We start from the raw sequence: 25,949 nt of genomic DNA, 5'->3' as shown, positions 1-25,949 counted from the left end.
GGATGCCCGTGGATAAGCAAAACTCAATCGACATCTCCTTTTCAGTGCCCTTTGTGCATCGATTGCGGGTGACTGAAAATGTTGCCGGTGATGATTTCTCGCAGTTGCTCGGTGTCATCCACTGCGGTGATGCTGGCCCCGCCAAAGTCCTGGTGATCGCTGAAGCCGCTGTGCATGAGGCGAGCGATCGAGTCTCTGAGCTGGATCGCAAACTCTCCGACGCTGACAAGGTTCGACGGGTCGGCGAGTTGATGTTGGTGGACGGCGGAGAAGCCATCAAGAATGACACGGTCGGTGTCCAACAGGTGCTCGCTGCGATCAATCAACACGATCTGGATCGACGCAGCTACATCATCGCGATCGGCGGCGGGGCGATGCTCGACGCGGTGGGCTACGCTGCGGCAACGGCTCACCGAGGCATCCGTTTGATTCGCTTGCCCACGACCACGCTTGCCCAAGCCGACTCGGGGGTGGGCGTCAAAAACGCGATCAACTATTTCGGCAAGAAGAATTGGGTGGGAACCTTCGCCGTGCCGTGGGCGGTGATCAACGATACGGAACTTTTGCAAACCGTCAGCGATCGTGATTTTCGTAGCGGGTTCAGTGAAGCGGTGAAGGTGATGTTGCTCAAGGATCGTGAGCAATTTGATTGGCTTTGTCAGCACGCCGGTGAAATCTGTCAGCGTCAGATGGGGCCGGCCGCCCATGCGATTCATCAGTCGTGCATGTTGCACTTGAGACACATCACCGAGGGCGGCGATCCGTTTGAGATGCTGGAAGCCAGGCCGCTGGACTTTGGGCATTGGTCGGCGCACCGCCTGGAACCGTTGACGGACTACCAAATCCGACACGGCGAAGCGGTCGGGATGGGCGTTGCGATCGATTGCCTCTACTCAACACTGCGGTACGGCTTTCCCGAGTCCGATTCGATGCGAGTTTGTGAATGCCTCGCCGGATTGGGTCTGCCGCTGTGGCACCCTGCCTTGGACGATTACAAAGTACTGATGACCGGTCTGGAGGAGTTCCGCCAGCATTTGGGTGGACGGCTGACCATCACCATGTTGCAGCAAATCGGACGCCCCATCCACGTCCACGAGATCGATCATCGGGCGATGGCCGATGCGGTGGCCCAACTGAAACAGGTGGCGAAGCACATGGACGGGCCGATTTGTCGCTCGGTGGCGAGCGGTGGCCGGTGAGGGCCATCCGGGCCACTGCAAAAAATTCTTGAAATATCTCGTCTTTTCCTGAAACCCGCCGCCCTGCGCGTGGTTGAATCCCTACCGATGGAGGCGACTGAAGCACTCCAATTCGCGATTCGCACGGTGACAATCGCTCTTCGGTGTCCTTTTCGCACCCACTTTCTGGAAAAAACAAATGAGATCGATTCGTTGGATGACTGGGCTGGCGGCCCTTGGTCTGTTCGCATTCTTGGCCACCGACGTCATGGCGCAGGGTGGTGGTCGTGGTCCAGGAGGTCCCGGTGGGCGTGGTGGATTCGGCGGTGGCCCTCCAGGAGGATTCGGACGCGGCGGCGGCGACATGTCGATGGGCCTGCTGCGCATCGATGCCGTGAAGAAAGAATTGGAGCTGATGCCAGATCAGGAGGAAGCCCTGAAGAAGTTGGAAGCCGAGCGCCCCGAGCGTGGCGAACGCCCCAATTTTGATTTCCAGAACGCGACCGACGAAGAACGCCAAGCGTTCTTTGACAAACGCATGAAGGAGCAAGAAGAGCAAACTGCAAAGATGCGTGAAAAGCTGGAGGAGGTTCTCTTCCCCGAGCAAATCGATCGACTTGATGAGATCGCGTTGCAACTGCAAGGCATCATGGCCCTGTCGAACCCCAAGGTCCAAAAGGAGTTGGAAATCACCGAAGCGCAACAAAAAGAGATGACCGAAAAGCGTGACGGCATGCGTGAGAAAATGCGTGGCATGATGCAAGAAGCTTTCCAATCAGGTGACCGCGACAAGATCCGCGAGATGATGACCAAAGCTCAAAAGGATTCCGAAACGGAATTGCTCGGTGTCCTGACCAGCGACCAGAAAGCAAAGTTCGAAAAAATGAAGGGCGAGAAGTTTGAGATGCCCGAAGGACAAGGCTTCGGCGGATTCGGACGTGGCGGACCAGGCGGCGGACCGGGCGGACCAGGAGGTCAACGCGGCCAGCGTGGTGGCGACCGCGGTCAACGTGGTGGCGGCGACCGACCCGCAGCCGAGTAAGTTCAAAGAGATTGCTGCCTCACCGTGCTCCATCAAACGCTGGGTGCGGTGAAGCGCTCATCGCACCCGCTAGGGGCGGACTCCATCGGAGTACGCCCCGTTTTTTATGCGCCCATCGCAACAAGTTTGCGTGAAACGGCTTGCGCGGATTGGTAGAAAAACAGCCTGCGCAGATCAGCCGCCGCTCGATCGCGTCCGGTTCTTTCGCCTGTACGCGGGAACCCTGCGCTATCGAGAGCGTCCCGCTTAGAACGCATCGTTCACGTTGAATTTCAAGCAAAATACCAGCACGACGCGCAAGCGAGTGAATAGAAGCACAAGAAGAAGATTCACTCGCTTGCGCGTCGTGCTCGTAAAGAAGACGATTCACTCGCTTGCGCGTCGTGCTAGTAAAGACGAGAAAAATGGCTGGTGCGATCAACTTTCTAAGCGGGACGCTCTCTATCGCGCTGCGGCTGATGAATCATCCCGGCTAAGCAAACGTTTCGTCGTCGCCGGGGAAACTGCCGTCGGCGACTGCGTTCTTGTATTCGCTGGCGACTTTAGCGATCGTCTCAGCCACACTGGCCATCTTGCGAACGAATTTGGGGGTGTAGCCCGTCGTCATGCCGATCAAGTCAGGCGTCACCAGGACTTGGCCGGTCACATGAGGACCAGCGCCGATGCCGATGGTTGGAACCGAGACGGCTTGTGTGATCGCACGCCCCACGTCACTGGGCACGCATTCGATCAACACACAGAAGGCTCCCGCTTGTTCGGCTGCGACCGCGTCGGCCACCAAAGCTTCGGTGTCGCGTTGCACGCGGTAGCCACCATCAACCAGCACGTTTTGTGGACGCAAACCGACGTGGGCCATCACAGGGATTCCTGCGGTCACCATCGCTTCGATCCGCCGCGACTGTTCCGCGCCGCCCTCGAGCTTGACCGCATGGCATTGAGTTTCTTTCAGGACACGGGCGCCGCTGTGAACGCTGCGATTGATTCCCAGTTGGCCTTCGGGAAATGGCAAGTCGACCACGACCATGGCGTGCTTGGCGGCACGGCCCACCATCTCCGCGTGATAAATCATCTGGTCCATCGTCACCGGCAGGGTCGTTTCATGACCGGCGACGACCATGGCTAGGGAATCGCCTACCAACAGAACATCAATCCCGGCTTGATCCAGGATCTGAGCGGTGGGGAAATCGTAGGCCGTCAGCATGGAGATCGACTGACCCTGATCTCGACGTCTTTGCAGCGTCCGCGTGGTGACCCGTTTGCCGCTTGACGGAGCAGGGGCGGGTGGTTTGGAGTTCGGATCGGACGGCGTAGGGGACTCAGGCATGGCTGATTTGGAGCGAATGTGCGAATGTCGGTCAGTGATTTAGCGTACTCGAAACAAGGTTTTCCCCGAAGAGGTTGGCTGAAACCGTCTCGGAGCTGCCATGGCAAGCTTGCTTCGGACGCGAACAGTGGCCAAATCCCGCTGCTCCGCGCTACTCGAACGGCGGCGTGAGGCCGAGTACAATCGGGGAATCGCCCAGTCGTCTCGCCGCCGGAGCTTGAATTCGAGCATCCAACGTGCCCAGGTGGACCACTGTCGGGCGTCCGTCAGTGCCTCCAATCCCTTCCCGCCAATCGGTTTCCTTCGCGAGCCCGTCGTTATGAATCACTCTGCAGAACATCCGTTTGCAACGTGTTGCTTTGGACGAAACCACGCCACGACGCTCTCTGGAGTCGTGACCGTCGGATTTATCCTGGCGTTCGCTCTGTGCGTCGCTCTGAGTGTTAAACCCGTGATGGCGCAGGAGGGCGTCGCGGGAGTCGAAGCGGTGGGCGACTCGATCATCAATTTTGATGCAAAGCTCAAAGGGTTTCAGCGAGGCGTCTTGACGGTGACCCGTGAAGACGGTGTGGATGTGATGGTGATGCCGCCTGACGACATCTCCACCTTTCAGTTCATTGCCAATGCCAAGATGCCATTCCTGCAACGAGGAATGATGGTGCGTTTCAGTGGTTCATTCGGACCAACAGGAGCCGCCATCACACCGATCGACAAGGTCCAGGTCTTTCAGCCGGTACCGGTCGCGGGAATGGCACATCACACCAAAGATCTCTTCACCCCGGGCGTGCATCCCGTGGACCGAAATGCTCCGAAAAAACCCGTGGCGGTGGCGAAGTACAACATCGTTGGCAACTTGATGGGAATCAACAACGCCGGGGTGATGATGGTGCAGGCCGGAAAGACTCCATTGCAAGTCCCTCTGGCTCAGGACGTCGCCTTTCAGATTCAGTTCAACAATCTGAATCTCGCTCAAGAAGGCGACAAAGTCACCGTGTCAGGTTTTTACCAGCCGCCGGACGATACGAAAGTCAAAGCTGATCGAGTGACGATCACGACCGATCGAATCTACGGCGAACCCAGCGACACCAAGCCGGTCAGCCGAAGAAAATCGCGACGCGAACCGGCAGCCGACGAGAAGAAAGAAGTCGCGGAGGCCAGTGAGAAAACAAATGAGAAGGCCGGCGATACGCCTGCTGAGGAGCCGGCGGAAAAGGCAGCGGAATGAACGGTCGCCGGATGAGGTTTGTCGCCGCGACGAAACATGATTTTCTGACGTGTGAATCAATGAACGAACGCAGGATGCGTGAATGTTGATGGTAATCACCGGCGGCCGAATTCTGGATCCGGCAACCGGTATCGATCGAATCGCCGATCTATGGATCAAAGACAATCGGATCATCGACTCCGGGTCGTTGGTTGACACCGGCGCCGCGGATCGCATCCTGCATGCCGATGGTTGTGTCGTCATGGCTGGTGGGATCGACATTCATACGCATATCGGCGGCGGCAAGCTGAGTCTCGCCAGGATGTTGCTCAACGACGACGACTCAATTGTCGTTCCACCCGTTGAGGCCGCTATTGACAATCCGGTGGAGCGGTTTCTGCCGACGGTCACGCAAACCGCTGGTCGGTATCTGGACATGGGGTACACGACCTGTTTCGAACCGGCGGTGATCCCCTGCAATGCTCGCGCCTCGCATGCGGAAATGTCTCAACTGGATGGTTTGACCACCGGCGGATACTGCTTACTCGGCAACGACGATGTGCTGATGCGTTTGATCGCAGCCGACTCGCCGCAGTCACTGATCAACGACTATGTGGCATGGATGGTCGCCGCGACTCGATGCATCGCGGTCAAGGTCGTCAATCCGGGTGGCATCAACGCGTTCAAATTTGGCGTTCGGGAAATGGATGTCGATACTCCGCATCCCCATTACGGAGTCACGCCCGGTCAGATCATTCGGACGCTGTGCCGTGCCGTTCATGAAATCGGCCTCGTTCATCCGCTGCATGTTCATTGCAGCAACTTAGGAGTTCCGGGAAACATTCGCTCGACCTTGGCAACAATCGCAGCGGCCGACGGGTTGCCGATCCATCTGACGCACGCTCAGTTTCATTGCTATGGCGATGACGGTGCATACGGCATGTCGTCCGCCGCGACCCGATTGGTCGATGCGATGAATCGGCATCCCAACGTCACCATTGACGTCGGGCAAATCATGTTTGGTCAAACAGTCACGATCAGTGCCGACTCGATGCACCAATACGAGAATCGGCGACACGCCAAGCCACGCAAGACGGCGTTGGTGGATATTGAATGCGAAGCCGGTTGCGGGGTGGTCCCGTTTCGGTATCGTCGCAAGCAATTTGTCCACTCGCTGCAGTGGGCAATCGGATTGGAACTGTTTTTGATGATCGACGATCCGTCTCGTGTGTTTTTGACGACCGATCATCCCAACGGGGCACCCTTCACGACCTACCCGCACCTGTTGAGATTATTGGGCGACCGCAGTTTTCGAGAAACGGCTTTGGCGGAGATTCAAGTCGACGCCGCGGCCAGCAGTCAGCTCGGCGGCATCGACCGCCAGTACAGTTTGAACGACATCGCGATCATGACGCGTCAAGGGCCGGCACGCATTCTGGGCTTGTCCGACCGAGGTCATTTGGCAGTTGGAGCGGTTGCCGACATCGCGGTCTATCAAATCGACTCGAATTTAGAAACGATGTTTTCTCGCCCACTGCATGTGATCTCCGGTGGCCGTTTGGTGCGTTCAGGCGGTGTGGCTCTCGATCCGCCGATCAGCAAACCGGAATTGCACCCTGCACTGGTCGCGGACGTGCGGTATGACGCCGATTCGGTCAAACAGTTTCAACGGATGTACCGCGACAATGGCACGTTTGCAATGAATCGGTTGGCGATCTCCGATTGCGAATGGAACGAGTCGTTGAGGTGCCAGGACATCGCGACGAAATTGAGGGAGCGATCGCGATGAGCGAGTCCTTGCAAATCAATGGTGTCGAAATCGAAGCGACGTTTGCGGAAGCCTTTGACATGAAGGCGACCCGAATCATCATCACCGCCGACGATCAGCAGTGGGCCGACGAGGCCGCTGCGGCGATGACGGGTTTTGGCACCAGCGTGATCGCTTGCAAGATCGAAATCGATGTCGAGCGCCGTTTGCAACCCAACCAGACCCCAGACGGTCGACCGGGTGTCGCGATTCTCGCGTTCGCTGTCTCGGGAAGCGAACTGGAAAAGCAGATCCCGGTCCGTGCCGGCCAGTGTGTCCTGACCTGTCCGACCACCGCTCTGTTTGCCGGTATCGATGGCGACGCCGCGACGCTCCCGAAACGCATTCCGTTGGGAAAGACACTGCGGTATTTCGGTGACGGGCATCAAATCAGCAAGATCATCGGCGGACAACGTTTCTGGCGAGTCCCCGTGATGGACGGTGAATTCCTGTGCGCCCACGACGTGGGACGAGTCGATGGAATCGGCGGCGGAAACTTTTTGCTGATGGCCGACTCGATGCGAGCGGCCACGTCGGCCTGCCGCGCGGCCGTCGCCGCGATCAAAGACCTGCCCGGCGTGATCACTCCGTTCCCCGGCGGAGCTACCCGCAGCGGATCGAAGGTCGGATCCAAATACAAGACACTGATGGCATCGACAAACGAAGCGTATAGCCCTGCTTTATTGGGCTGGCCGCCAAAGGCAAACTCGACTGGAGATTCGGCATCGGACCAATCGGCGTTGTCAGACGACATTCGTGCGGTCCTGGAAGTGGTGATCGATGGGATGTCGTTCGATCTGATCGCCGATGCGATGCGGGTTGGCATCCATGCGGCCTGCGACGCCGGTGGAGGAAACGGATTGCTGCGTGTCACGGCCGGTAACTATGGCGGGAAACTTGGCCGGCATCATTTCAAGCTCGCGGAGATTTTGAAATGAGCACTTGGCGATTTCAACTGAGATCTCGCAGCGAAGAACCCGTCGACGGATCCGTGATTCAACATCAACAGTTGCAGGCGATGTCACCCAAGGACGTGGAGCGGATTCCGATCTTGGTCGACGGGCGAACGCTAGCGCTGGCAGATGTTTTTCAAGTGACCCATCAAGCGTCCCATGTAGATCAGATCGTGGTCGCAGGCGAATTGACCAGCGTGCATGGACTGGGAACCGGACATGACTCCGGGGAATTCGTCATCGATGGTGATGCCGGTGATCACGTGGGTTCACGGATGTCAGGCGGAACGCTTCACGTGGCTGGCAGTGTGGGCAACCATCTTGCTGCGCCCGCTGGAGGGCATCGATTGGGAATGACTGGTGGTCGACTGGTCGTCGATGGTGATGCCGGGCATTTCGCTGGACATCGAATGCGTCGTGGCACCGTTTGGATCAACGGCAACGTCGGCGATCACTTGGGAGGAGCGATGATTGCGGGAACGATCATTGTGGCGGGTGACTTCGGAGCCGGGTCGGGACTGGCCATGCAACGAGGGACGTTGATCGTTGCAAAACCTGACGAGCGATCTTGGCCGCAACCGCGGTTCTCGCGTCCCGTACGATTCAACGCATCGTTCTTGAAACTATTGCGTCCCTTCGTTCCCGCTTCACATCGATCGGACAAGCTGATTGACCAGTTGGTCGTCGATTGCACGCGAGTCCGTGGCGATCGTTGCGTGGGCGGACAAGGTGAGATATTGATGCCGGGGTGAACGTTAGGCGAGCGGTAGATCACATCGTGGACGAGGGAACGAGTCCCTGGAGCGAATGACCATGCCGAGGACTCGAAACCTCGTCCACTACAGGTCAGTTTCCTTCTATCTCTCGCCTTATGACACCGAGCCGCCCCAGCCGAGTTTGTCTCGCAGGGTGCGGAAATCGTTTTGGCCGGGGACGCTCAACATTCGGAACGATTGTTCGGCGCGTCCCACTCGGATTCGATCGCCTGGCAGCAACTGGCTCAGAATGCGTCCGTCCACGACCACGCTGGTCGATTCGTTGGGCTCGATCACGGTCAGCTCAAACACCGTGTCGGCGGAATCCACCAATGGTCGATAGGTCAGCGTGTGGGGACTGATCGGCGAGATCACCATGGCCTGCAAATTGCGTCGTAAGATCGGGCCACCCGCGGACAGATTGTGCGCTGTCGAACCGACCGGTGTTGCGATGATCAAACCGTCGCACCGGTAACGAGTCGCCAAGAACCCATCGGCGTACAGATCAATGTCCAAGATCCTGTAGGGCGGTCCGCCCAACACGGCAACTTCGTTGAGTGCCAATTGTTCGCTGATCGTTTTCTCACCATCATGTAATCGAATCAATTCGATCCGCAACATCAAATGATCAACGACTTGAAACTCACCGTCGCAGACCACGGGCCAGATCGAGAGGAAATCATCTGGCGACAGAGCCGCCAAGAATCCCAGGCGTCCACAATTGATTCCTAAGACCGGTGTTTGATTCACACCCATCTGTCGAGCGGCTTGCAGGATCGAACCGTCGCCACCGAGCACGATGACCAGATCTTGCTCGGTGGTTGAGAAATCATGTTCAAACGCGAGGTCTTCAGCGACGATGTCGGCCTGGGCTGCGATCACTGGCCGCAAACGCTCCAGTTCCATTCGCACGCGATCGCGATTGGGAGCGCCCAAGATGGCGATTCGTGGTCGCGCTCGGTGCGACCAATCGGCCAAACTCAGCGAAGAACCATCGTCGGATTTCATTTCACGCCCACGCCGGCATCTTGACGGTAAGCCATTTCGCGGCAGGTCTCTGCGATCGCCGATCCGCTCAAGCCGTTTTCGTCCAGCAGTTGCCCGCGTTCACCGTGTTGGATGTAGTGGTCTGGCAAAGCGACACAGCGGATGCCTCGGGTGTCCAAACATTGTTCATTCGCGCACTCCAAGAATGCGGAGCCGAATCCGCCCATCTTGCAGCCTTCCTCCAGCGTCACCACAAAGCGTCCGTCCTCGGTGACATCTCGAACCATTTCAATGTCCAATGGTTTTGCGAAACGCGCGTTGACGACACCAATACTCAATTCTCCCTCCAAGGATTCGGCCGCCATCAGTGCGCTCTCCAAGGTTCCGCCAAAGGCGACAATGGTCCCATCGGTTCCTTGGCGAAGAGTTTCGCTCTTGCCGATCTCGATCGGTTCGCCCGCGGTGCCGCGCTGCATCGCGCTGGCTTTGGGGTAACGAATCGAGCAGGGATGGTCGTGTGCCAAGGAGGCCTGCAACATCGGCGCGACTTCTTCGGCGTAACCGGGAGCCATCACGACCATGTTGGGGAACATTCGCATGTATCCGATGTCGTACAAACCGTGGTGGGTCGGTCCATCGGGTGCGGTCAAACCGGCGCGGTCCAACATGAACACCACCGGCAAATCCTGCAGCGAGACCTCCTGGAATACTTGATCGTAACTGCGTTGCAGGAAGGTGCTGTAGATGTCAACGATCGGTCGAATGCCCGTTTTGCACTGACCGGCGGCAAAGGCAACCGCGTGGGACTCACAGATTCCGACGTCAAAGAACCGATCGGGAAACTGTTCTCGTACCGGCTCCAGTTTATTGCCTTGGCACATCGCCGCCGTGATCACGGTGACTTTGGGATCGGACGCCATCGCATCGCGAATCGCATCACGTGCGTGATTGGTGTACGGGGGCAGACCGTCGCTCTTTCGCGTGACCGGTTCCCCGTTGCGATCTTCGAAAGCCGGCGGCGTGTGAAAGAACACCGGGTCGGCGGCTGCCGGTTTGTATCCATGTCCCTTTTCCGTGACCACATGCAGCAGCACGGGGCCCTTCATCTCACGGACCATCGCCAAATACTTGCGTAGCAGTCCGATGTCGTGACCATCGATCGGGCCGATGTAGCGAATGTTCAGCTCTTCAAAGAGCATGCCCCCGAGGAACCCTGCTTTGACGCCTTCCTTCAGTTGCGCCAAGAATCTTTCGGTGGGATCGCCGAACATGGGAACACGTTCGAGCAGCTTGACCACTTCGCTTTTCAGGCCGGTGTAAAAAGGATTGCTACGCAGGCGATCCAGATACCCGGCGACGGAGCCGACGCGTGGGCAGATCGACATTTTGTTGTCGTTGAGCACGATCGTCAGGTCGTCTTGCAGCTCGCCCGCGTTATTCATCGCTTCGAAAACGATGCCGCTGGGAAAGGCACCATCGCCGATCACGGCGACGGTGCGACGTTCGGACTGTCCCCCAACCACATCACCGCTTCGCAAACCGACGGCGGTGCTGACACTGCATCCCGCGTGTCCGGTCATGAACAAGTCGTAAACGCTTTCGTGAGGATTGGGGTACCCCATCAATCCTCCTTTGGTCCGAATCGTCGGAAACTGGTCGTAGCGTCCTGTCACCAATTTGTGCGGATAGATCTGGTGGCCGGTGTCCCAGATCAGTCGATCGGTGCGAAAATCGAATTCGCAGTGCAGGGCCAAGCACAACTCGACCACGCCTAAGTTAGAGGCAAAGTGTGCCGTTCGCGTTGCCAGCAGATTGCACAACACGTCACGGATTTCCGTAGCGGTGGCCTCCAACTGCTCCCGAGAAAAGCCTTTCAGCGGAGTAGCGTCGTGCAAACTGGCCAACAATGGATGTTTAGGCTCGTTCAATGAAGGGTCCTGATGTGAGTCTCAAATCAATCGTCAAAGCTGCTGAATGAACCGCAGGGGAATCGACGAGCAAAACAGTTGTCAGTGGGTTCGTTCCAAAACAAAGCGTGCGAGCTGGTCCAAACGCCAAGCCGAATCGCCAAGGAGGTCCAGGTGCCCGCGGGCCGATTCGACCAGCCTGCGGGCCTTTTCACGTGTCGCATCCAGCCCCAGCAGCGACGGGTACGTCAGCTTGCCGCGATCGGAATCTTTGCCCGTCCGTTTTCCGAGGCTTTCCGCATCGGCGGTGAAATCCAGCAGGTCATCGACGACTTGGAACGCCAATCCCAGGTCTGCAGCATAATCGGCCAAGCGAGCGCGTTGCTGCGAATTCGCCTCGCTCAACACGGCGCCCAGCTCCAGCGAGGCTGAAAACAGAGCGCCTGTCTTTCTACGATGGATGGATTCCAGGTGTTCCGCGGTCCGCAAGGGCTGGGATTCCGCGGAATCGTTCGAAGAATCGTCAGAAGAATCGTCCGTGCAATCGTCGCTGCGGTCGAGTGTCTTGCCGCGTTCCAGCTCCGCATTCAAATCGTCTGCTTGGCCGCCCACCAGAAAAGACGGTCCGGCCGCGCGAGCCAGAATGGCGACCGCCTCGGCGGCCACGGCCGATTTGGGGATTCCCTGACACAAGCGTTCGAAGGCGAGAGGCTGCAGTGCGTCACCGGCCAAAATCGCCGTGGCCTCGTCAAATGCGATGTGGACCGTCGGCCGTCCACGACGTAGATCGTCATCGTCCATGGCGGGCAGGTCGTCGTGGATCAACGAATAAGCGTGGATCATTTCGATCGCAACAGCACCCGGCATGGCTTGCTCGATCGTGCCTCCACAGGCTTCGGCGGCCATCAACACCAACGCCGGACGCAGCCGTTTGCCCGGAGCGAGCACAGCGTATCGGATGGCGTCGGCCAATCGTTGCGGACAGCCAGTCTCGAACCGGCAGGCTTCGTCCAAGGCGTGCTCGATCGCACTACGAAAAACTCCGACCCCGCCGTCCGACGTCGACGATGCGTGATCGTTTTCAGCATCCGCGAATTGAGCGGAGGCCTGTGACTGCCCAGACGCCGGTGCCGCTGTTGAACGGTCGGTCGTCACCTGTTTCGGCTGGGTGGTGGGACGCTGGGTCACAAGCAATGGGCGGTTTGGAGAGGGACGCCGGTCAATGATGGATCGCTCGACGCGCGTCAGTTTAGAAGAGGCCGGGACTCTCGTCCACGCTATCGTCGTCTTCATCCCAGTCCTCGTCGGACTCATCATCCCAAGATGTCAAATCGTCCATCGCCGGCTTGGTCTTGGACGAGTCCGGGCCGAAAGGTTCAAGGATTGCTTCCCCGTCTTCATCAATGCCAGAAAGGAGCGAAACCCGCCGCTGTGCCTCTCTGAGGCTTTCGTGGCACTGTTTGATACGTTTGATTCCCAGCTCGTATTGATCCAAAGACTCGGCCAGCCCCAGCTCACCGCTTTCCAGTTGTTTGACCACCTCCTCGGCTTCCGCTAACGCCTCCTCAAAATCAACACCACCCTTTTTGGGGGAGTCCCCTGCGTTGTCTGCTGCCGGTCTTACTGACTTTTTCGCCATTACTCTCTTTCTCATCCTTCCCACACACGAGGATTGCCAAGCGGCACTGGGATCACATTGACACCAGGAGCCAACAAGAAATGCGTCACCTTGTCGTTTTACCCGCAGTCGAAACGTGTCTGTTTTGACTCTGTGCTGTTCGCAACGTACAGACTCAATGAGACTTCTCACCGGACACCGCCAGGGGGGCGTTTTTCGTCCAAGCCGGTTTAATCGTATCGATTTGGAGCCGCCGTGTGCAGTGTGCTCGATCATGCGAATTCCTTGAGCGTCTCGCTACACCTCCTCACGGCGGGCGAATTCAACATGACGCGTCTTTCACAGAAACGCAATCGCAGTCCTCGGGCTCATGCCCGATCGGCAACCCAGTCACCAGATTTCACTCAAGTAAACACGATGCACGATACGTTTGATCCGGGACTGGATTACCAACTGGACCCTCGCTACATGCCCATTCCTGGCAATTCGGAGTCCAGCGAAGAGGATTTGACGCGTGAGGAAATCGAAGCGGTGATCCATCCTCATCATTCCCAGGATCAACCCGTCGTCGAGGAGAGCGACGATGGTAAACAGCTCGTTTGCCAACAGGAACTCGGCTGGGGCGAGGCACGAGTAGAAGAAACAAGCGTCGTCGAGACTTTCGATCAATGCGTCCGGCAGATCGAAACGCTGACGTCAGAAATACCGCTGGCTGAATCACCATCGGCTGAAAAACCGCTGGCTGGAAAACCGCTGGCTGATGGTTCACAAGCAGACTTTTTGGTACGCGCGAACTCCCACATGCTGGCCGAAGTCATGGACCAGTTGGCGATGCTGCGCGAGACCGTGGACTACATCGCCAGCACGCAAGCGATTGATCGGGCAACCGCCATCCCCGCCAACGCGATGGCGCAGATCGCTTCGTCCTATCAAGCGGTTCAGTCAGAGCCTCAGGAGGAGTCTTACTACGAAGAACGCATCGAGAGCGCCACAGAGACTCGATTGTCTGAATTGCAACTCATCAACGAGCAGCTCAATCAAGACATCGTTCAGATGCGTGGGCAACTGGCGTTGATGGAGCAACAGAATCGAGACCTCGCATCCCAAGTCGCGGGCGAAAACGTTCGACGTACTGTTTCGGAAAGCGGTGGTGCGGTCGAGACGCTTTCTTGGGAGCAACGCAAGGCACGGATTTTGGAGCAGATGGAGGAAGACTCGTTTTGCGCCGAGACGTTCTTGGACGAACTGCAGGGCAAGGTGGATCGCGAAGCCGGCGATGTGATCCGGCGTTTGGAAAGCCCGGTCGATTATGTCATGGAGCTGCAACGCGAAATCGAGGATTTGCGCGATCAACTGAATCGACAAAAGCAGGCTGCGAAGGCATCCGGCAACGCGAGCCAGCGTTCCACCGCCACAGCCGTCAACACTGAGGCGTTTGCTGCGGCCATCGATGCGGATGAAGTCATCCAAGCGGAACGTGCAAAACTGCGAAAGCTGCAAACCGACTGGGAAGAGCGATTCCGCGAAACCGAAATCGCTACGTCATTGGAGCGAGCGAAGCTTTCGCGAGAACGCCAGCAGTTGGAACAAGATCACGGCCGGCTGCAGGAGCAGCTTGCTCAGCTCAACCGCCGGTTGGAGAGCGCCGAGTCTGGGGACACGACGCCGTCGCGTCGCTGGCTGGCCAAGCTCGGGTTGAACGAAGACGAGAACTGAGAAGAACGGACTCTGTTTGTTAGTCCGGATTATTCATGCCGATGATTGATGTTAGCGCAAACAGATTCTTGACAATGAGTTGTGACATCGTTGGGAAATGCAGATTGTTTTTCATAACCCGACGCGTAAGCGAGGGATTTACCGAGTATCCCTCGCTCACGCGTCGAGTTATGAATCATCCGGGCTAGCGGGCTGTTGATTTAGTGAGCCGCGACGCGTAAGCGGCCGGGCCTACCGCATCGCCCGGTGCCGTAAGGCCAATGCCACCTATTCCCTACTCTATCGGGTGGCGCGTTATGTTTTTGGCACGGAATTTGCGCTGCTGAATTGGTTTCAATTTGTCCGCCAATTTGTCACCAATTCAATGCTCGATCCCAAATCACACGCCACTGAGAACGAACAGCAATTCTGTCGCGCAAAAACATTGCTCGCGGATTTGCTTCAGCTCCCTACGATCGTTAAAGAGCTTGAGCAACAAGACGCCAGTTCCGCTGCAAAAATTTACACACAAGCACCAACACTTTGGCTACTGGTGCTGCAACGTCTCGGGGGAGGCCTCACTCTTGATCAAGCCGTCAGTGATCTGATCGACAATCACAAAGACCTCCTGCCCCCTAACCGGCGAGTTACTGAAGGGACGCTTTCAAAAAACAATTCCGCTTACAACCAAGCGAGAAAAAAACTGCCGATTAAGGTTGTCCAAGACTTTTCCAATCGCATTTGCGATCACCTGGCACGCAAGGCCCAGCCAGCTTTTCTTGAGCGGCGTGTGTTCATCCTCGACGGAACGACGATCACACTGCCACCCACACCGGCGCTCAAGAAAGCATTTCCACCAGCATCCAACCAGCACGGTGAATCCGTTTGGCCCGTTGCGATGCTCATGGTCGCCAATGAAATGCAGACCGGTTGCGCGTTAATGCCACAGATCGATCCGATGTACGGCCCCAACAATTCCAGCGAAACCAGACAAGCCGAGAAAGTCATCGACCGACTTCCAGAGAATTCGATTGTCATGGCCGATAGCGGTTTCGGCGTGTTCTCAGTGGCTTTTCATTGCCAAACGCGTGGGCAAGAGTTCTTACTGCGTCTGACCAAACAGCGATACAAGGCATACCTCAAGAACGCCACGCTGGTAGAGGAAGGGCCTGGCTACGTAACGCACCATTTGATCTGGAAGCCATCGAGCAAAGAACGCAGGAACCACCAGAATCTTCCTGAGGATGCAGCTTGTGAAGTCTTTATTCACCAAGTCGAATTGGACAACGGTCAAACGCTGGAGTTGGTCACCAACATCGAAGCGGACGCCTTGTCCGTGGGCGAGCTTTACCGTCGCCGCTACGATGTGGAATTCGACATCCGGGACCTGAAAGTCACGATGGACACCGAGAATATCCGTGCCAAGAGCGTGGACACGATGAAAAAGGAGCTGATGGGATCGGTGATCGCCTACAATCTGGTGTCCCAGTTGCGCAAGCAGGCCGCCAAGTTGATTAATATCTCGCCTCGACGACTGAGCTTCAGTGGCGTGTGGCAGGACTTTCAGAGTGGCCTGCTTCGCAAGGAATTAACGACACTGGAGCAATGGACGCTTGCGTACCAGAAGACGCTCATTGATGCCTCGACGAGAAAGCTTCCCAATCGCAAGACACCGCGGAGCTACCCTCGAGTCGCGCATACTCGCCGCCAAAAGAGCACCAAGTTCCAACGTTTGGAAAGAAAAATAAAATCCAAAGCCTCCGAATCACCACCCGATTGACGACAAAGTAGGTGGCATTGGCCGTAAGGCACCGGGCAATGCGGTAGGCCCGGCCGCTTACGCGTCGCGGCTCACTAAATCAACAGCCCGCTAGCGTCTGAGGCTCACTTCGATTGCGATGCTTGGAACGAAAACATGGACTGAAAAAACAATGTCAACACCATACTTTGAGCAGTCCACCGCAAGGCGCTAGCCTGGATTATTCACGCGACTCAATACGGTCATCGCAACAAGTTTGCATAAAACGGCTTGCGCGGATTGGCACGAAAACAGTCTGCGCACATCAGCCGCCACGCGATAGCGTCCGGTTCTCACGCCTATACTCGGGAACCGGACGCTATCGCGTGCCGGCTAATGAATAATCCGCGCCTATCGCCATCGGCTCACAGACACAACGCAACACGACTAAATCAGCAGTCTCGGAACTTGGGGGAGGTCGCGCTTAGCCGTTCAGGCGAATGTGAGGGAGGGGGCCTGTTTGCGCAAGATAGCCTTTCAGAATGGAAAAACGCTCGACAGGGCACGCTATCGACTTGGAAAGTCGAGCGACGATTATCGTTCGACTTTCCAAGTCGAAAATCAATCAACGGCCCGCTTGCGACCTAGCGATCTTCGTCTCCGCCCACGGCATCGAGTGCCCATTCGCGGGCGGTCGCTAACTTTTCTTCGCGAGAGCCGTGCAGCAAACGCAAGCCTTCTTCGCCGCCGACGATGTGGAACGCGACCTCGACTTCCTCTGGTGTCAGCAGTTCCTGGAACTGGTACAAGCGTACTTCGGCGAGCGTGCTGAGGTTGCGATCACCGCTGGCCAAGAGCGTACCGACACGACGTTTCGCGACCTCCGGCGAAAGTCCTGGCAGGGCTGCTGTCTTGACTTGACGGTCGATGATTCCAAAAAACGGTTCCAAACGCTCGTCGATGTAATCACGACTGCTGCTGCGACCGACGCGGACCAACTGGGCGGCTTCGGTACTGTCAAATGCCTTCGAAGTACCCATGGTTTTGCCCGACGAGGCATGGATCAAGCGAACGCGTGAAATGTTTTGCGTCTCACCGCCCCGAGGTTGCTTCAGCAGAATGTCAAAGTGCAGCAGGAGGTCAATTTGGGCAGTTGCGGCGGCCTTCGCCATATCAGTCGACTCTCCTTCGCCGACAAACATCAAACCGGGTTTCCACATCAACATGGAGCTATCGCCCATCGTCAACAGCTCTACCAGCTCGGGCGTCATGGCGACATCCAACGGCGGGGCGTCGGGATCCGCTGGTGCGGAAACGCTGGTCAATGCCGAGCCGTAATCACCGGCCATGTACCGTTTCTCGAATTCTTCCGCGACGGCGGTCGCGACCAAACCGAGATACTTTTGTAGTTGCTCATCCGTTTCAGGACTCAACATTGGTTTTTGAAAGGTGGGGGCTTTTTTTATCTGAGGACGTCCTGCTCCCGAACTGCCGTAAAGGTCTTCGTTCATTCCCATCATTGATGGGTCCTCCATCCCCGAGCCCATGCGTTGTTCCATTTCGGATTCACTCGTGCCCATCTGTTCGGCATAGCTCGAGTCTGGACCAAAGCTACCGTCCTCACTCGGATTTCCCCCGCCAGCAAATCCACGACCACCGCTCGATGCCATTCGTACCGGGCCGGAATCCGTGATCGGATTGGGCGTCTCGCCTTCGCCACGCACGGCAAAAGAAACACCCCAGCGAATCGTCCAAACAGGGCGTCTCAACAACGGGCTGTACTTGACCGTTTGCAGATTCACGCGAGCATCGTCGTACTCCGTGGCCATGTGTCCATAGAACAGCTGCAAAGCCAACGGATAGTTTCCGTTCTTGTACGCCGTTTCCGCTTCTCCCTGCAGCACCGGACCTGCTTGGGTCGGTGGCAGGTCACTCGGCGGATTCACCAGCGGCTTCAAGTCCACTTGTTTGAGCAGCGATGACAACGTCGCAGTAAACTGTTGTTGCGTCGTGGCGCCGCGTTGCGCATTCTGTCGCGATGATGGTCCACCGTAGCCGCTACTCCCGTATCCAGAACCGTAACCTTCCTCATACCCTGAGTCACCGCCCATCCCGGGCTCGGAGTAATCCGAGGTCCCGTCGCTTCTCATCTCGGCCTCATAGGCCGATTCATCCATCCCCGGCTCCGATTGAGCAAGAACGGGTTGGCGAGCAATACAGGCGGTTAGAAAGAAAAGCCCAACAGCGGCAAGGAATCCAAATCGAAAAGGGGACGCTTGACCAACAGAAATGCCCACGCGATGGTTGTGGAATATCATGAGTTCAGATCCGTTGGAATGATGGGGCAGGCCAGATGAACGGAATGAGTGCGGCGAATTGCCTTACTTTTCGCGTTATCATGGTGACAGAAATCACCGAACTTGCCAAGCAAAACTCGCGGAAACTGTCCTCAACGGTGGTGTAGCCCGTTCCCATCGAGCAACCTATCGACCGGTAACGTGAGGGTGTGGCTCTGTCGGGTGGTGCGGTCGTCGGGACAAAATGCTCAGGAAAACCCCCTCTCCAGGGAACTTTCCTGTTCTCTCCTCGTCCAAACCCGGATAATTGCGACGAAGGTGACCAGAACCCTTTTTTTCAGGACTGACTGGAATTTCGAGTACGAACCAGGTGCGTCAGGCACTTTGTTCAATGACAATGACGTGGACCACACTTCCCATCCAGAGTAACCACGAGACTGATGCGTTCCGGCAAGAAAACTGAACACGATGATTCTCGAAAATCCGGGGCCAGCTCCAGCCGGCGGGGGTCAACACGTCGGCGTTTATTGATTGAACGATTGAGCAATCGTCGCGTGCTGGCCGTGATCACGGGAACGATTTTTGAGGATGTCGACTATTCCCTGCGACAGGAGTCCTCGGAGCCGGATTTGGCAAGTCGACTTGTTTATCTGGACCACAACCAGAGCGGTTCGTTCGACAGTGGGGATACGTTCGCGATCTCGGATGACAACGGCGGTTTTCAATTCGACAACATTCCAGAAGGCCAGTACAGCGTTCGACTGTTCGACGGTTCGACGACTCAGCAGCAAGTCTTTCCGCTGGACGCCACTCTTGCGACAACCCCTTTGGCGGTCGAAGGCGGCCAGCAATTGGTACGCTCTGGTGGCAACGCATTTGTTCTAGCGGACGACTTTGTGCTGGTCGGGGATATGGAAAGTGGCACGGCCAGTGCAGTCTCGGTCGGTGAACCTCTCGATGCGATGCAGCTCTTACCCGACGGCAGCGTGCTGGTGACGCGGTCGCAAAACGCCGCAGGTTCCGCTTTCGTCGTCAGCCCAGCGGCAGAAATGCTAAGCGTCTCTACGGCGACCAAGTGGTCCGACATCGCCATCGGCGGTGACGGCACCGGAATCGCTGTGCCCGCATCGTCTGATCCCAGCGTTGTCCTGATGGCGGTCGATGCGACTTCGCCGACAACGGACGTCCTGTTCTCATCGACCGGCGTGGAGGTCCCGTCGGACGCTCAAGTCATCGCGTCAGATTCGGGCAACCGAACTGTGTTTGCCTGGGCAGGCGACACTGGGTTGGAACTATCGCTGTGGAGCAACTCGACAGCAACATGGATATCGGAGAGCCCAATTGAAATCTCCGGGACGACCCAACTACTCGCCTTTGATGACGCCTCGGGCTTGCTTGCACTGCGAACGGCCGAGGGTGGCGTGAATGTTCAAGACGTCGATTCACGGTTTGCAACTTTGTTGACCCTGGATGGTTTGAGCGGTCCCGTCGCGATCGATGGTGCTCGTGAATTGTTGATGACGGTTCCCCAGGACGAAGCGTTACTCCAGCTGTACGACTTGCGCGACGGCTCGCGGGTGACAGAAGTACCGGTGGACTTGACCGAAATCGGCAATGTGAACGCGATGACGCTGTCGCCCGCATCGTCCGGTCCGGCTCTCTTGACAGTGCTGGGCACAAAGGGCGTCGCTGAGATCGCATTGACTCAACCCGCGGCTCACCAAATCACCGTGAGTGGCGACTCCGACCCTCAACCCGTTCACTTTGCCGTTCGACTCTCCGGCGACAACACGTCCGCACCGATGCCCAACATTCTGGGCTATGAAACCCTAGAAGATCAAACGATCTTTCAATCCGCACCGGGGTTGTTGGATGGTCTTGACGACATCGAAGGCGATCAACTGGTGGTGTTACCGCTGATCGCGGCATCACATGGGACGACTTCCATCGATCCACAAGGTGCGTTTCGCTACCAGCCGTTCCGCGATTACTTTGGCAGCGACTCCTTTTCCGTCATGATCCATGATGGTCGCGATGTCACAGGCCCGGTCGCTGTGAACATTGCGATCGCACCGGTCCCAGATGCTCCCACTGGCATCATTGCGGATTTGGTGCCTATCCCTGAAAACACGCTCATCCATCAGAACCTTGGTCCGATCACCATCGTTGACCCCGACATCAACGACAATTTCAATATCTCGGTTTATGATCCGCGATTCGAGATCCAAGGTGGCAACTTGATTTTCGTGGGCGGCGACCTGGATTTCGAGACCCAAGGCTCCATCGCCTTGACTGTCTATGCCGAGGACACCGAGAGCCAGTTCTGGCTGGTCGAAACCGTTGAGATTTTCTTGCTCAACGAAAACGAGCCGATCACCGCAATCTATCCCGACGATATCTGGGTCTATGAAAATAATCCAGAGTCCATGATCACCACCGTTTGGGCCGTTGATCAAGACAGCGGGCACCAAGAACACACCTTCGTCGTCGACGATGATCGGTTTCATTTCAAAGGCCACGATCTGTGGCTCAAGCCCGGGGAAAGCTTGAACTACGAGGAAACTCCGGTTGTCACCGTCAATATCACAGCGATGGAAGTCGATGGACCCAATACGCTGACAGAGACGTTGCAGATCAACGTCGCCGATGTTTCGGAACCGATCGGAGCGATCGCTTTGGACGGTGATTCCGTGATCGAGTTTGCTGCCGGTGCGGCAGTCGGCCTGGTCACCATTAGCGGCAACCCGATCACAGATGACTATCGTGTCAGTGTGGATGACGATCGTTTTGAAATCGTCGACTCGACGCTCAAGCTCCGCGACGGAACTTGGGTGCGTCGTGCCGATGTCGATGAAATCGAATTGACAATTGCGGCGCAAGACACCGCCGAACAGTTGGACTCCGCCTCCGAAACCTTCGTCATCCGAGTCATTGAAAATCCGTCACCATTCCACAACGACGATAATCCCTACGATGTCGACACCGGTGGATTCGTTTCCGCTCTCGACGCATTGGTCATCATCAACCACCTCAACGACTACGGTCCCGGACCCATCGGCAACGGTAACCCTGGCATCGGCTACGACGTCAACGGCGACGGAATGGTGACCGCGTTGGATGCACTGCTGGTCATCAACGAACTGAATCACTTGCACAACGGTGGCTCAGGAACCGTCGGCGGTGAGCAACCCGAAGGCGAATCGAATGAAGCCGAATCGACAGAAGCCGAGTCTGCTGACGATCCTGTCGGCGATCCGGTGAACGGAAATGACCTAGTTCCAGTGTCCGATGAGTCCATGTCGCTCCCGGTTGGACCGCGAAACGATCTCGACAATCTGGATTCCGACGCTTCGATGTCGGTTGACTCGGATTCGTACGACGAGATTTCCTATGGTCAGGACACTGCAAGCGGGGACACTGCAAGCGGGGATACAGCGAGTTGGGATGCAGCGATCATCGAGACCGCCGAGGAAGAATCGTTTGTTGACGACGACGTCACCTACGACAGCGACCCTTCCCTGCGCTTGCTCTCCGATGAGCCGCACGCTTCATAAGTTCGCATCGAGCTTGAACGAGGTCGAGTTTCGTCTTCTGGTCGGACCCCTTCTGGCCTTGTGCCGGTGGTGGATCGACTGACCGGCTACCACGTCACAGAAGGTAGCCGTCGGTCGCGACAGCGCACCGACAGCGCACTTCCCGTTTTCGTCCATCGTCCTCGTCGGCGGCTCGAGACAATGTTACCACCAGAATGCGACCGATGGATTGTATCGCATGCTCGGACCGCTCAGCAAATCGAGTCCTGATTCCGTCCCGCCGACGATGTGGCCGAAGTCGAATGCCGATGCCGGACCGTCACACGCGTTCCAATGACAGCGAATGATTCGAGCACTGGTTCGACAGCGCACCATTTCATTCGCATCCGATCAGCAACAGATCGGGTTGTCTTCATCAGCATCCAGCTGTCGGACTCAAAACCATCCAACGCATGCGCTGCATCGAGCACAACAGGGCAACGCAAACATCGAGCACTACGACGACAGAACGGCGGCGGTGACCGGTGTCGCGGCGAAAAGACTAGGATTCCAAGAAACGCGTCATCGGCGACTTCGGTTCACCGCTTGGTTCGCCGAGCAATGGAGCCAAAGCACGTTTCCAAGTTTGAAGTGAAGCTTCAGTATAGCCGACCGGTGCCGTGTTGTAGGAATGCGTTCTGCCCGTGAAGAACCCGCGAGAGAGCGGCGGAAAATCGATCAGGATCAGATCATGGTTGCCGAAAGGAAGCAGTGGACGCGCAGATCTTGAATTGTGTTTCATTCTCCACGGCCTACCGACGCGGAAATGACATTCTGAAACATCCGCAGAAATCACATCGTGACACCACTGAAGTGTCAATATGCGATCGCGGAGTTCGACAATTGGAAGCTCAGCTCGTGTCGCCAGTATGAGCGGACCTTGTTTCCACAATGCGAATAGATCGTCAGGGATGGTCTCCAAGAGTGGTTCGGCCTGCGTCGTCTCGTTCATGTGACTAGTGGATCAATCTCCGTCGGCTATCGACCGCGTTGACCGGGCCGCGGGAGCGAAGTTTTCATTGCAAAGCCGCCCGATCCGCGGCTACCCGTCCAACGCTTGGTTCTGCGTCTATTCTAAGAGACCCAAGATTCTCCGTAGTCCTTTACCTTCCATTTCCCGTCAATCTTCTCGTAGGTGATAGTTGACGCTCCTCCGCCGAGTGGGCAACACCAAACGCCATCTTCTACTTCCACCTCAGTTTCGGAAATCCAGCGTTTTACCGAGAACCACATCATCCACGCCTTCGCATCCGTTCCGTTTTCCAATACGTGACCATCTGCAAGATGCGCTTCGTTTGCGGGCCGGTACTGGGAAGCCTTGGGATTTGCCGATAGTTCAACTTCGGGAATCGTAGCCCAGTCACCGTCGTCGCCCCACTCGGACATAGGTGTCGTGGTGATGAAGTAGATACGATCCGGAGTCGGTTCATCCAACTTGCTGATCAGAAAGCGATAAATGTCTGCGTTACGCTCAGACCAATCGGAGTCGTAGGTCAGGTCTCTATCGGGTCGTGGCGGTGGGTTTGACGTGCGGTTTTGGCATCCCGTACCGACGGACACGGACAACAGCGCACACAGCAGAAGGTGACAACGCGTAGACACAAATACTCCCATCGCAGAACGTCCAGAATTCACGGGGGACCGGCAAAAGACACGCATGCAGACCATTTGACATGACTCCCGTCCTCCGGTGCAATTCATGGTTCGCCGCCTTGCAGCGGAGTACAAGCCAGAACGAACAAGACAGGAGCAAACAAAGTGCGCAGAGTCAGGGAAGGAAGTTCTAATCTCTCGGATCTGCAAAACCCAAGAGCCCAATCACGATCACAGCACCGGTCGCAAAAGCAGCAAGGTACCCGGTCATAAACAGGCCAACAATGAAACACAGCAGCAAAGTGACCGCGAGTAGCCCCAACACGAAATTCCAATAGGAAAGACCAGGATTCGGTGTGGCTTCCGTTGGGGACTCAACGTCAAATACCGAAGGTTGTTTTGTGTCGTTAGACATTAGCTCCGCTTCCTACTCGATCACACAATTCATTGCGAAAGCGAGTCAGGGTTTGAGTTACGAAGGAATACCGCAAATCGACGATCGTACCCATCACGCGTCGCATTGGTTGATTCGCCGACTATCGTCGTCATCGCCACTTCTGGCGGGGAACGGCGGACATCACCGAGGACGCGCGAAAGACTCACCATTGCCAACCCGCCCGACTCGCGTCCGTCGGTGCATGTCATTGTTACCCGATTATTCCATTTGGAGCTTGCATACACGCCCGTCACACGGGAGAAACGTATCGCCGTGCGTGACTCGAATGGGTTTGCCGTCGGGACCATCAATCCATGAATCATAAGCAAGTACCAGGTCTTGTTCAAGGACCTTCTTCGCGAGTCCACGCGCGTATGTCAGCATCGCTTCACGCGGTAATGAGAATCGATCAACCTCGATTTCAAGTCTACCGAGAATGTTCATCCCGTACGTGTAGAACTGTTCGACGCCCGCATCATTTGGGTGGATCTGAAAATCCACCCAAAGTTCGGGTGCTAGCGTTGTCGGCGCGACCGTCGATTCAAGATCCAGGAACGACTCAGCCGATCGCAAAAGTCCTTCACCCCAATAAACGCCAACAGACGTCGTGCGTTTCACGATCTCTGCCAAATAGCGGGTTAGCAGTAACACCTTCGGTATCCGATCGTCTAAATCTTGGATCAATTGGACGATCAGGTGGCAGGTGTGATCCGAAAGCGCAGCGGCAGCTTCTGGCCACCAGTACGCCGTCTCACAGCGTGGAGCGAGATCCCAAGCCGGGATTGGGAAATCGAGAAACTGGACGACGCCCATCGTGTTACCAAATGAGTGTCCGATTCCGTTTTCAGAGTCGACCAGCACGGTAGGGTTCAGCGAGCCTTTGTACCGATCGCGTAAAGCATCCGCGATCTCCCCCGCACTCGGAAAGACCGGTTCATTCATCGGAAGAATTGCGATGATTGATTCGGGTCGCATTCGATTCATTTGGGTAACGGCTGGCATCACGGGGGACGGAGAGTGAGCTATCCACTTCAGCAAACTCCGCAAGCCGTCCTCCCGTGCATGTCATTGTGACGGCTTCGGTGTGTCCGCGATAGCGACCGGTGCGCCATCTCCTCGATCCCATAGCAGATCGTGCTGACATGAATAACTGTAAACCCAAGCGGTACTGGTGTTTGGATCATATTGCAGATAGTTCCCGCGGCCAACACCCGAATCGATTTGATCGTACCACACCATGGTTTCGAACGTGTCGCAGATATCTCCCGTCGGATTCCACCAGGCGGGCACCTCTCCCGTAAGGCTGCTAAGCGGAATTGACGCACACCGCTGTTCACGTACTTCGCACCACCGGTCATCCTTATTATCGAGGGAAACAGCAGACGCGTAGTTGTCGGTGCGTAAAAACGCTCGCCACTGAGCGACGGCTGGCAGGTCGGCGTCGAAACGGATAAACGTCGAACTACTGTCAATCGACCAATCCGAAGAAACGTAGCCACGTGTGACGAATCGCTCCTGAAGACCGTCCGGCCAGAATTGGCCAAGTCGCACTCGCATCCGATGGCCCGGAACATTCTGAAGATCTCCACTGTTTCGAATAATCTCGAATGCAGCGAACGCCACGAGAGACGCGAACACAATTGCAATAGCTGCAATGCACCGGCGAATGCGACGAATCCAAAATATTCGATTCATGATGCCGTAACGTCAGGGGTAGCCGAGCCGGAACGAGCGACTCTCCATTTCAAAAACACTCGCCAGTCCGGCTTCACGTGCAGTACGCCCAACATGGGCTTGATCTTGTGGGGTGAAAGTCCCCTGTACTTAGTTCCGGTTACTTCCA

21 protein-coding genes are annotated in these 25,949 nt (G+C 56.5%); 9 read left to right on the top strand and 12 right to left on the bottom strand.

Annotation, left to right across the window (positions count from 1 at the left end):
* The first annotated feature begins 2 nt into the window (after positions 1 to 2).
* Positions 3 to 1,199, top strand: a complete 1,197-nt coding sequence (locus tag Pla52nx_RS23645; RefSeq protein ID WP_146518561.1) for a 3-dehydroquinate synthase — start codon at positions 3 to 5, stop codon at positions 1,197 to 1,199.
* 178 nt (positions 1,200 to 1,377) lie between these two features.
* Positions 1,378 to 2,220: a hypothetical protein gene (locus tag Pla52nx_RS23640; RefSeq protein ID WP_197454303.1), complete on the top strand. Its 843-nt coding sequence runs from the start codon at positions 1,378 to 1,380 to the stop codon at positions 2,218 to 2,220.
* A 472-nt stretch (positions 2,221 to 2,692) separates the two neighbouring features.
* Here Pla52nx_RS23640 and panB read toward each other — a convergent pair whose 3' ends face one another.
* The gene (panB, locus tag Pla52nx_RS23635; protein ID WP_146518559.1) at positions 2,693 to 3,544 is read right to left on the bottom strand and encodes a 3-methyl-2-oxobutanoate hydroxymethyltransferase; all 852 of its coding nucleotides are present in this window, start codon (positions 3,542 to 3,544) and stop codon (positions 2,693 to 2,695) included.
* Between the two features lie 319 nt (positions 3,545 to 3,863).
* On the opposite strand from panB, the gene Pla52nx_RS23630 reads away from it, so the two are divergent.
* The 4 genes from Pla52nx_RS23630 (at position 3,864) to Pla52nx_RS23615 (ending at position 8,260) form a co-directional block, all read left to right on the top strand.
* Positions 3,864 to 4,769: a hypothetical protein gene (locus Pla52nx_RS23630; protein WP_146518558.1), complete on the top strand. Its 906-nt coding sequence runs from the start codon at positions 3,864 to 3,866 to the stop codon at positions 4,767 to 4,769.
* A gap of 82 nt (positions 4,770 to 4,851) precedes the next feature.
* On the top strand, positions 4,852 to 6,537 hold the full coding sequence (locus Pla52nx_RS23625) for a formylmethanofuran dehydrogenase subunit A (protein WP_146518557.1): 1,686 nt from the start codon (positions 4,852 to 4,854) through the stop codon (positions 6,535 to 6,537).
* On the top strand, positions 6,516 to 7,493 hold the full coding sequence (fhcD, locus tag Pla52nx_RS23620; protein ID WP_390620371.1) for a formylmethanofuran--tetrahydromethanopterin N-formyltransferase: 978 nt from the start codon (positions 6,516 to 6,518) through the stop codon (positions 7,491 to 7,493). The genes Pla52nx_RS23625 and fhcD overlap by 22 nt, the downstream gene beginning before the upstream one ends.
* On the top strand, positions 7,490 to 8,260 hold the full coding sequence (locus Pla52nx_RS23615; RefSeq protein ID WP_146518556.1) for a formylmethanofuran dehydrogenase subunit C: 771 nt from the start codon (positions 7,490 to 7,492) through the stop codon (positions 8,258 to 8,260). Before fhcD ends, Pla52nx_RS23615 begins: the two co-directional genes overlap by 4 nt.
* A gap of 117 nt (positions 8,261 to 8,377) precedes the next feature.
* Here the strand turns inward: Pla52nx_RS23615 and Pla52nx_RS23610 are convergent, their stop codons facing one another.
* The 4 genes from Pla52nx_RS23610 to xseB form a co-directional block, all read right to left on the bottom strand.
* Positions 8,378 to 9,271: an NAD(+)/NADH kinase gene (locus tag Pla52nx_RS23610; RefSeq protein ID WP_146518555.1), complete on the bottom strand. Its 894-nt coding sequence runs from the start codon at positions 9,269 to 9,271 to the stop codon at positions 8,378 to 8,380.
* Positions 9,268 to 11,178, bottom strand: a complete 1,911-nt coding sequence (dxs, locus tag Pla52nx_RS23605; RefSeq protein ID WP_146518554.1) for a 1-deoxy-D-xylulose-5-phosphate synthase — start codon at positions 11,176 to 11,178, stop codon at positions 9,268 to 9,270. Before dxs ends, Pla52nx_RS23610 begins: the two co-directional genes overlap by 4 nt.
* A gap of 81 nt (positions 11,179 to 11,259) precedes the next feature.
* Positions 11,260 to 12,312: a polyprenyl synthetase family protein gene (locus Pla52nx_RS23600; RefSeq protein ID WP_231741729.1), complete on the bottom strand. Its 1,053-nt coding sequence runs from the start codon at positions 12,310 to 12,312 to the stop codon at positions 11,260 to 11,262.
* 94 nt (positions 12,313 to 12,406) lie between these two features.
* Positions 12,407 to 12,796, bottom strand: coding sequence for an exodeoxyribonuclease VII small subunit (xseB, locus tag Pla52nx_RS23595; RefSeq protein ID WP_197454301.1), 390 nt, complete (start codon positions 12,794 to 12,796; stop codon positions 12,407 to 12,409).
* Between the two features lie 396 nt (positions 12,797 to 13,192).
* On the opposite strand from xseB, the gene Pla52nx_RS23590 reads away from it, so the two are divergent.
* Positions 13,193 to 14,491, top strand: a complete 1,299-nt coding sequence (locus Pla52nx_RS23590; RefSeq protein WP_146518551.1) for a hypothetical protein — start codon at positions 13,193 to 13,195, stop codon at positions 14,489 to 14,491.
* A 364-nt stretch (positions 14,492 to 14,855) separates the two neighbouring features.
* On the top strand, positions 14,856 to 16,250 hold the full coding sequence (locus tag Pla52nx_RS23585) for an IS4 family transposase (RefSeq protein WP_342190243.1): 1,395 nt from the start codon (positions 14,856 to 14,858) through the stop codon (positions 16,248 to 16,250).
* A 602-nt stretch (positions 16,251 to 16,852) separates the two neighbouring features.
* Here the strand turns inward: Pla52nx_RS23585 and Pla52nx_RS23580 are convergent.
* Positions 16,853 to 18,526 carry a hypothetical protein gene (locus Pla52nx_RS23580; RefSeq protein ID WP_146523609.1) on the bottom strand — a complete coding sequence of 558 codons (1,674 nt, stop codon included), beginning with the start codon at positions 18,524 to 18,526 and terminating at the stop codon, positions 16,853 to 16,855.
* Between the two features lie 518 nt (positions 18,527 to 19,044).
* Here Pla52nx_RS23580 and Pla52nx_RS23575 point away from each other — a divergent pair.
* Positions 19,045 to 22,059 (top strand): dockerin type I domain-containing protein, encoded by a 3,015-nt coding sequence (locus Pla52nx_RS23575; protein WP_197455137.1) that lies wholly within the window; start codon positions 19,045 to 19,047, stop codon positions 22,057 to 22,059.
* Between the two features lie 183 nt (positions 22,060 to 22,242).
* On the opposite strand, the gene Pla52nx_RS23570 is transcribed toward Pla52nx_RS23575, so the two are convergent.
* From Pla52nx_RS23570 to Pla52nx_RS23545, 6 genes are all read right to left on the bottom strand, one after another.
* The gene (locus Pla52nx_RS23570) at positions 22,243 to 22,413 is read right to left on the bottom strand and encodes a hypothetical protein (protein WP_197455136.1); all 171 of its coding nucleotides are present in this window, start codon (positions 22,411 to 22,413) and stop codon (positions 22,243 to 22,245) included.
* Positions 22,414 to 22,579: 166 nt separating this feature from the next.
* Positions 22,580 to 23,029 (bottom strand): hypothetical protein, encoded by a 450-nt coding sequence (locus Pla52nx_RS23565; RefSeq protein ID WP_146523607.1) that lies wholly within the window; start codon positions 23,027 to 23,029, stop codon positions 22,580 to 22,582.
* A 122-nt stretch (positions 23,030 to 23,151) separates the two neighbouring features.
* Complete coding sequence (locus Pla52nx_RS23560) at positions 23,152 to 23,691, bottom strand: hypothetical protein (protein WP_146523606.1); 540 nt, start codon at positions 23,689 to 23,691, stop codon at positions 23,152 to 23,154.
* A gap of 169 nt (positions 23,692 to 23,860) precedes the next feature.
* Positions 23,861 to 24,085 (bottom strand): hypothetical protein, encoded by a 225-nt coding sequence (locus Pla52nx_RS23555; RefSeq protein ID WP_146523605.1) that lies wholly within the window; start codon positions 24,083 to 24,085, stop codon positions 23,861 to 23,863.
* Positions 24,086 to 24,325: 240 nt separating this feature from the next.
* Entirely contained in the window at positions 24,326 to 25,048 is a 723-nt protein-coding gene (locus Pla52nx_RS23550) for a hypothetical protein (protein ID WP_146523604.1), read from the bottom strand.
* Positions 25,049 to 25,171: 123 nt separating this feature from the next.
* Positions 25,172 to 25,663 carry a hypothetical protein gene (locus Pla52nx_RS23545; protein ID WP_146523603.1) on the bottom strand — a complete coding sequence of 164 codons (492 nt, stop codon included), beginning with the start codon at positions 25,661 to 25,663 and terminating at the stop codon, positions 25,172 to 25,174.
* Between the last annotated feature and the right edge of the window lie 286 nt (positions 25,664 to 25,949).

The organism is Stieleria varia (assembly GCF_038443385.1).
In the GTDB taxonomy this organism is placed as follows: domain Bacteria; phylum Planctomycetota; class Planctomycetia; order Pirellulales; family Pirellulaceae; genus Stieleria; species Stieleria varia.
This window is presented reverse-complemented; position numbering and strand designations above follow the sequence as displayed.

Excerpts from the sequence above, each read along its gene's own strand:
- Pla52nx_RS23545 (WP_146523603.1), bottom strand. The coding sequence starts at position 25,663 with ATGCGAGTGCGACTTGGCCAATTCTGGCCGGACGGTCTTCAGGAGCGA.
- panB (WP_146518559.1), bottom strand. The coding sequence starts at position 3,544 with ATGCCTGAGTCCCCTACGCCGTCCGATCCGAACTCCAAACCACCCGCC.
- Pla52nx_RS23640 (WP_197454303.1), top strand. The coding sequence starts at position 1,378 with ATGAGATCGATTCGTTGGATGACTGGGCTGGCGGCCCTTGGTCTGTTC.
- Pla52nx_RS23615 (WP_146518556.1), top strand. The coding sequence starts at position 7,490 with ATGAGCACTTGGCGATTTCAACTGAGATCTCGCAGCGAAGAACCCGTC.
- Pla52nx_RS23585 (WP_342190243.1), top strand. The coding sequence starts at position 14,856 with ATGCTCGATCCCAAATCACACGCCACTGAGAACGAACAGCAATTCTGT.
- Pla52nx_RS23610 (WP_146518555.1), bottom strand. The coding sequence starts at position 9,271 with ATGAAATCCGACGATGGTTCTTCGCTGAGTTTGGCCGATTGGTCGCAC.
- Pla52nx_RS23580 (WP_146523609.1), bottom strand. The coding sequence starts at position 18,526 with ATGATATTCCACAACCATCGCGTGGGCATTTCTGTTGGTCAAGCGTCC.
- Pla52nx_RS23630 (WP_146518558.1), top strand. The coding sequence starts at position 3,864 with ATGAATCACTCTGCAGAACATCCGTTTGCAACGTGTTGCTTTGGACGA.
- Pla52nx_RS23590 (WP_146518551.1), top strand. The coding sequence starts at position 13,193 with ATGCACGATACGTTTGATCCGGGACTGGATTACCAACTGGACCCTCGC.
- Pla52nx_RS23625 (WP_146518557.1), top strand. The coding sequence starts at position 4,852 with ATGTTGATGGTAATCACCGGCGGCCGAATTCTGGATCCGGCAACCGGT.
- xseB (WP_197454301.1), bottom strand. The coding sequence starts at position 12,796 with ATGGCGAAAAAGTCAGTAAGACCGGCAGCAGACAACGCAGGGGACTCC.
- Pla52nx_RS23565 (WP_146523607.1), bottom strand. The coding sequence starts at position 23,029 with ATGAACGAGACGACGCAGGCCGAACCACTCTTGGAGACCATCCCTGAC.
- Pla52nx_RS23570 (WP_197455136.1), bottom strand. The coding sequence starts at position 22,413 with ATGGTGCGCTGTCGAACCAGTGCTCGAATCATTCGCTGTCATTGGAAC.
- Pla52nx_RS23645 (WP_146518561.1), top strand. The coding sequence starts at position 3 with ATGCCCGTGGATAAGCAAAACTCAATCGACATCTCCTTTTCAGTGCCC.
- Pla52nx_RS23560 (WP_146523606.1), bottom strand. The coding sequence starts at position 23,691 with ATGGGAGTATTTGTGTCTACGCGTTGTCACCTTCTGCTGTGTGCGCTG.
- Pla52nx_RS23555 (WP_146523605.1), bottom strand. The coding sequence starts at position 24,085 with ATGTCTAACGACACAAAACAACCTTCGGTATTTGACGTTGAGTCCCCA.
- Pla52nx_RS23550 (WP_146523604.1), bottom strand. The coding sequence starts at position 25,048 with ATGAATGAACCGGTCTTTCCGAGTGCGGGGGAGATCGCGGATGCTTTA.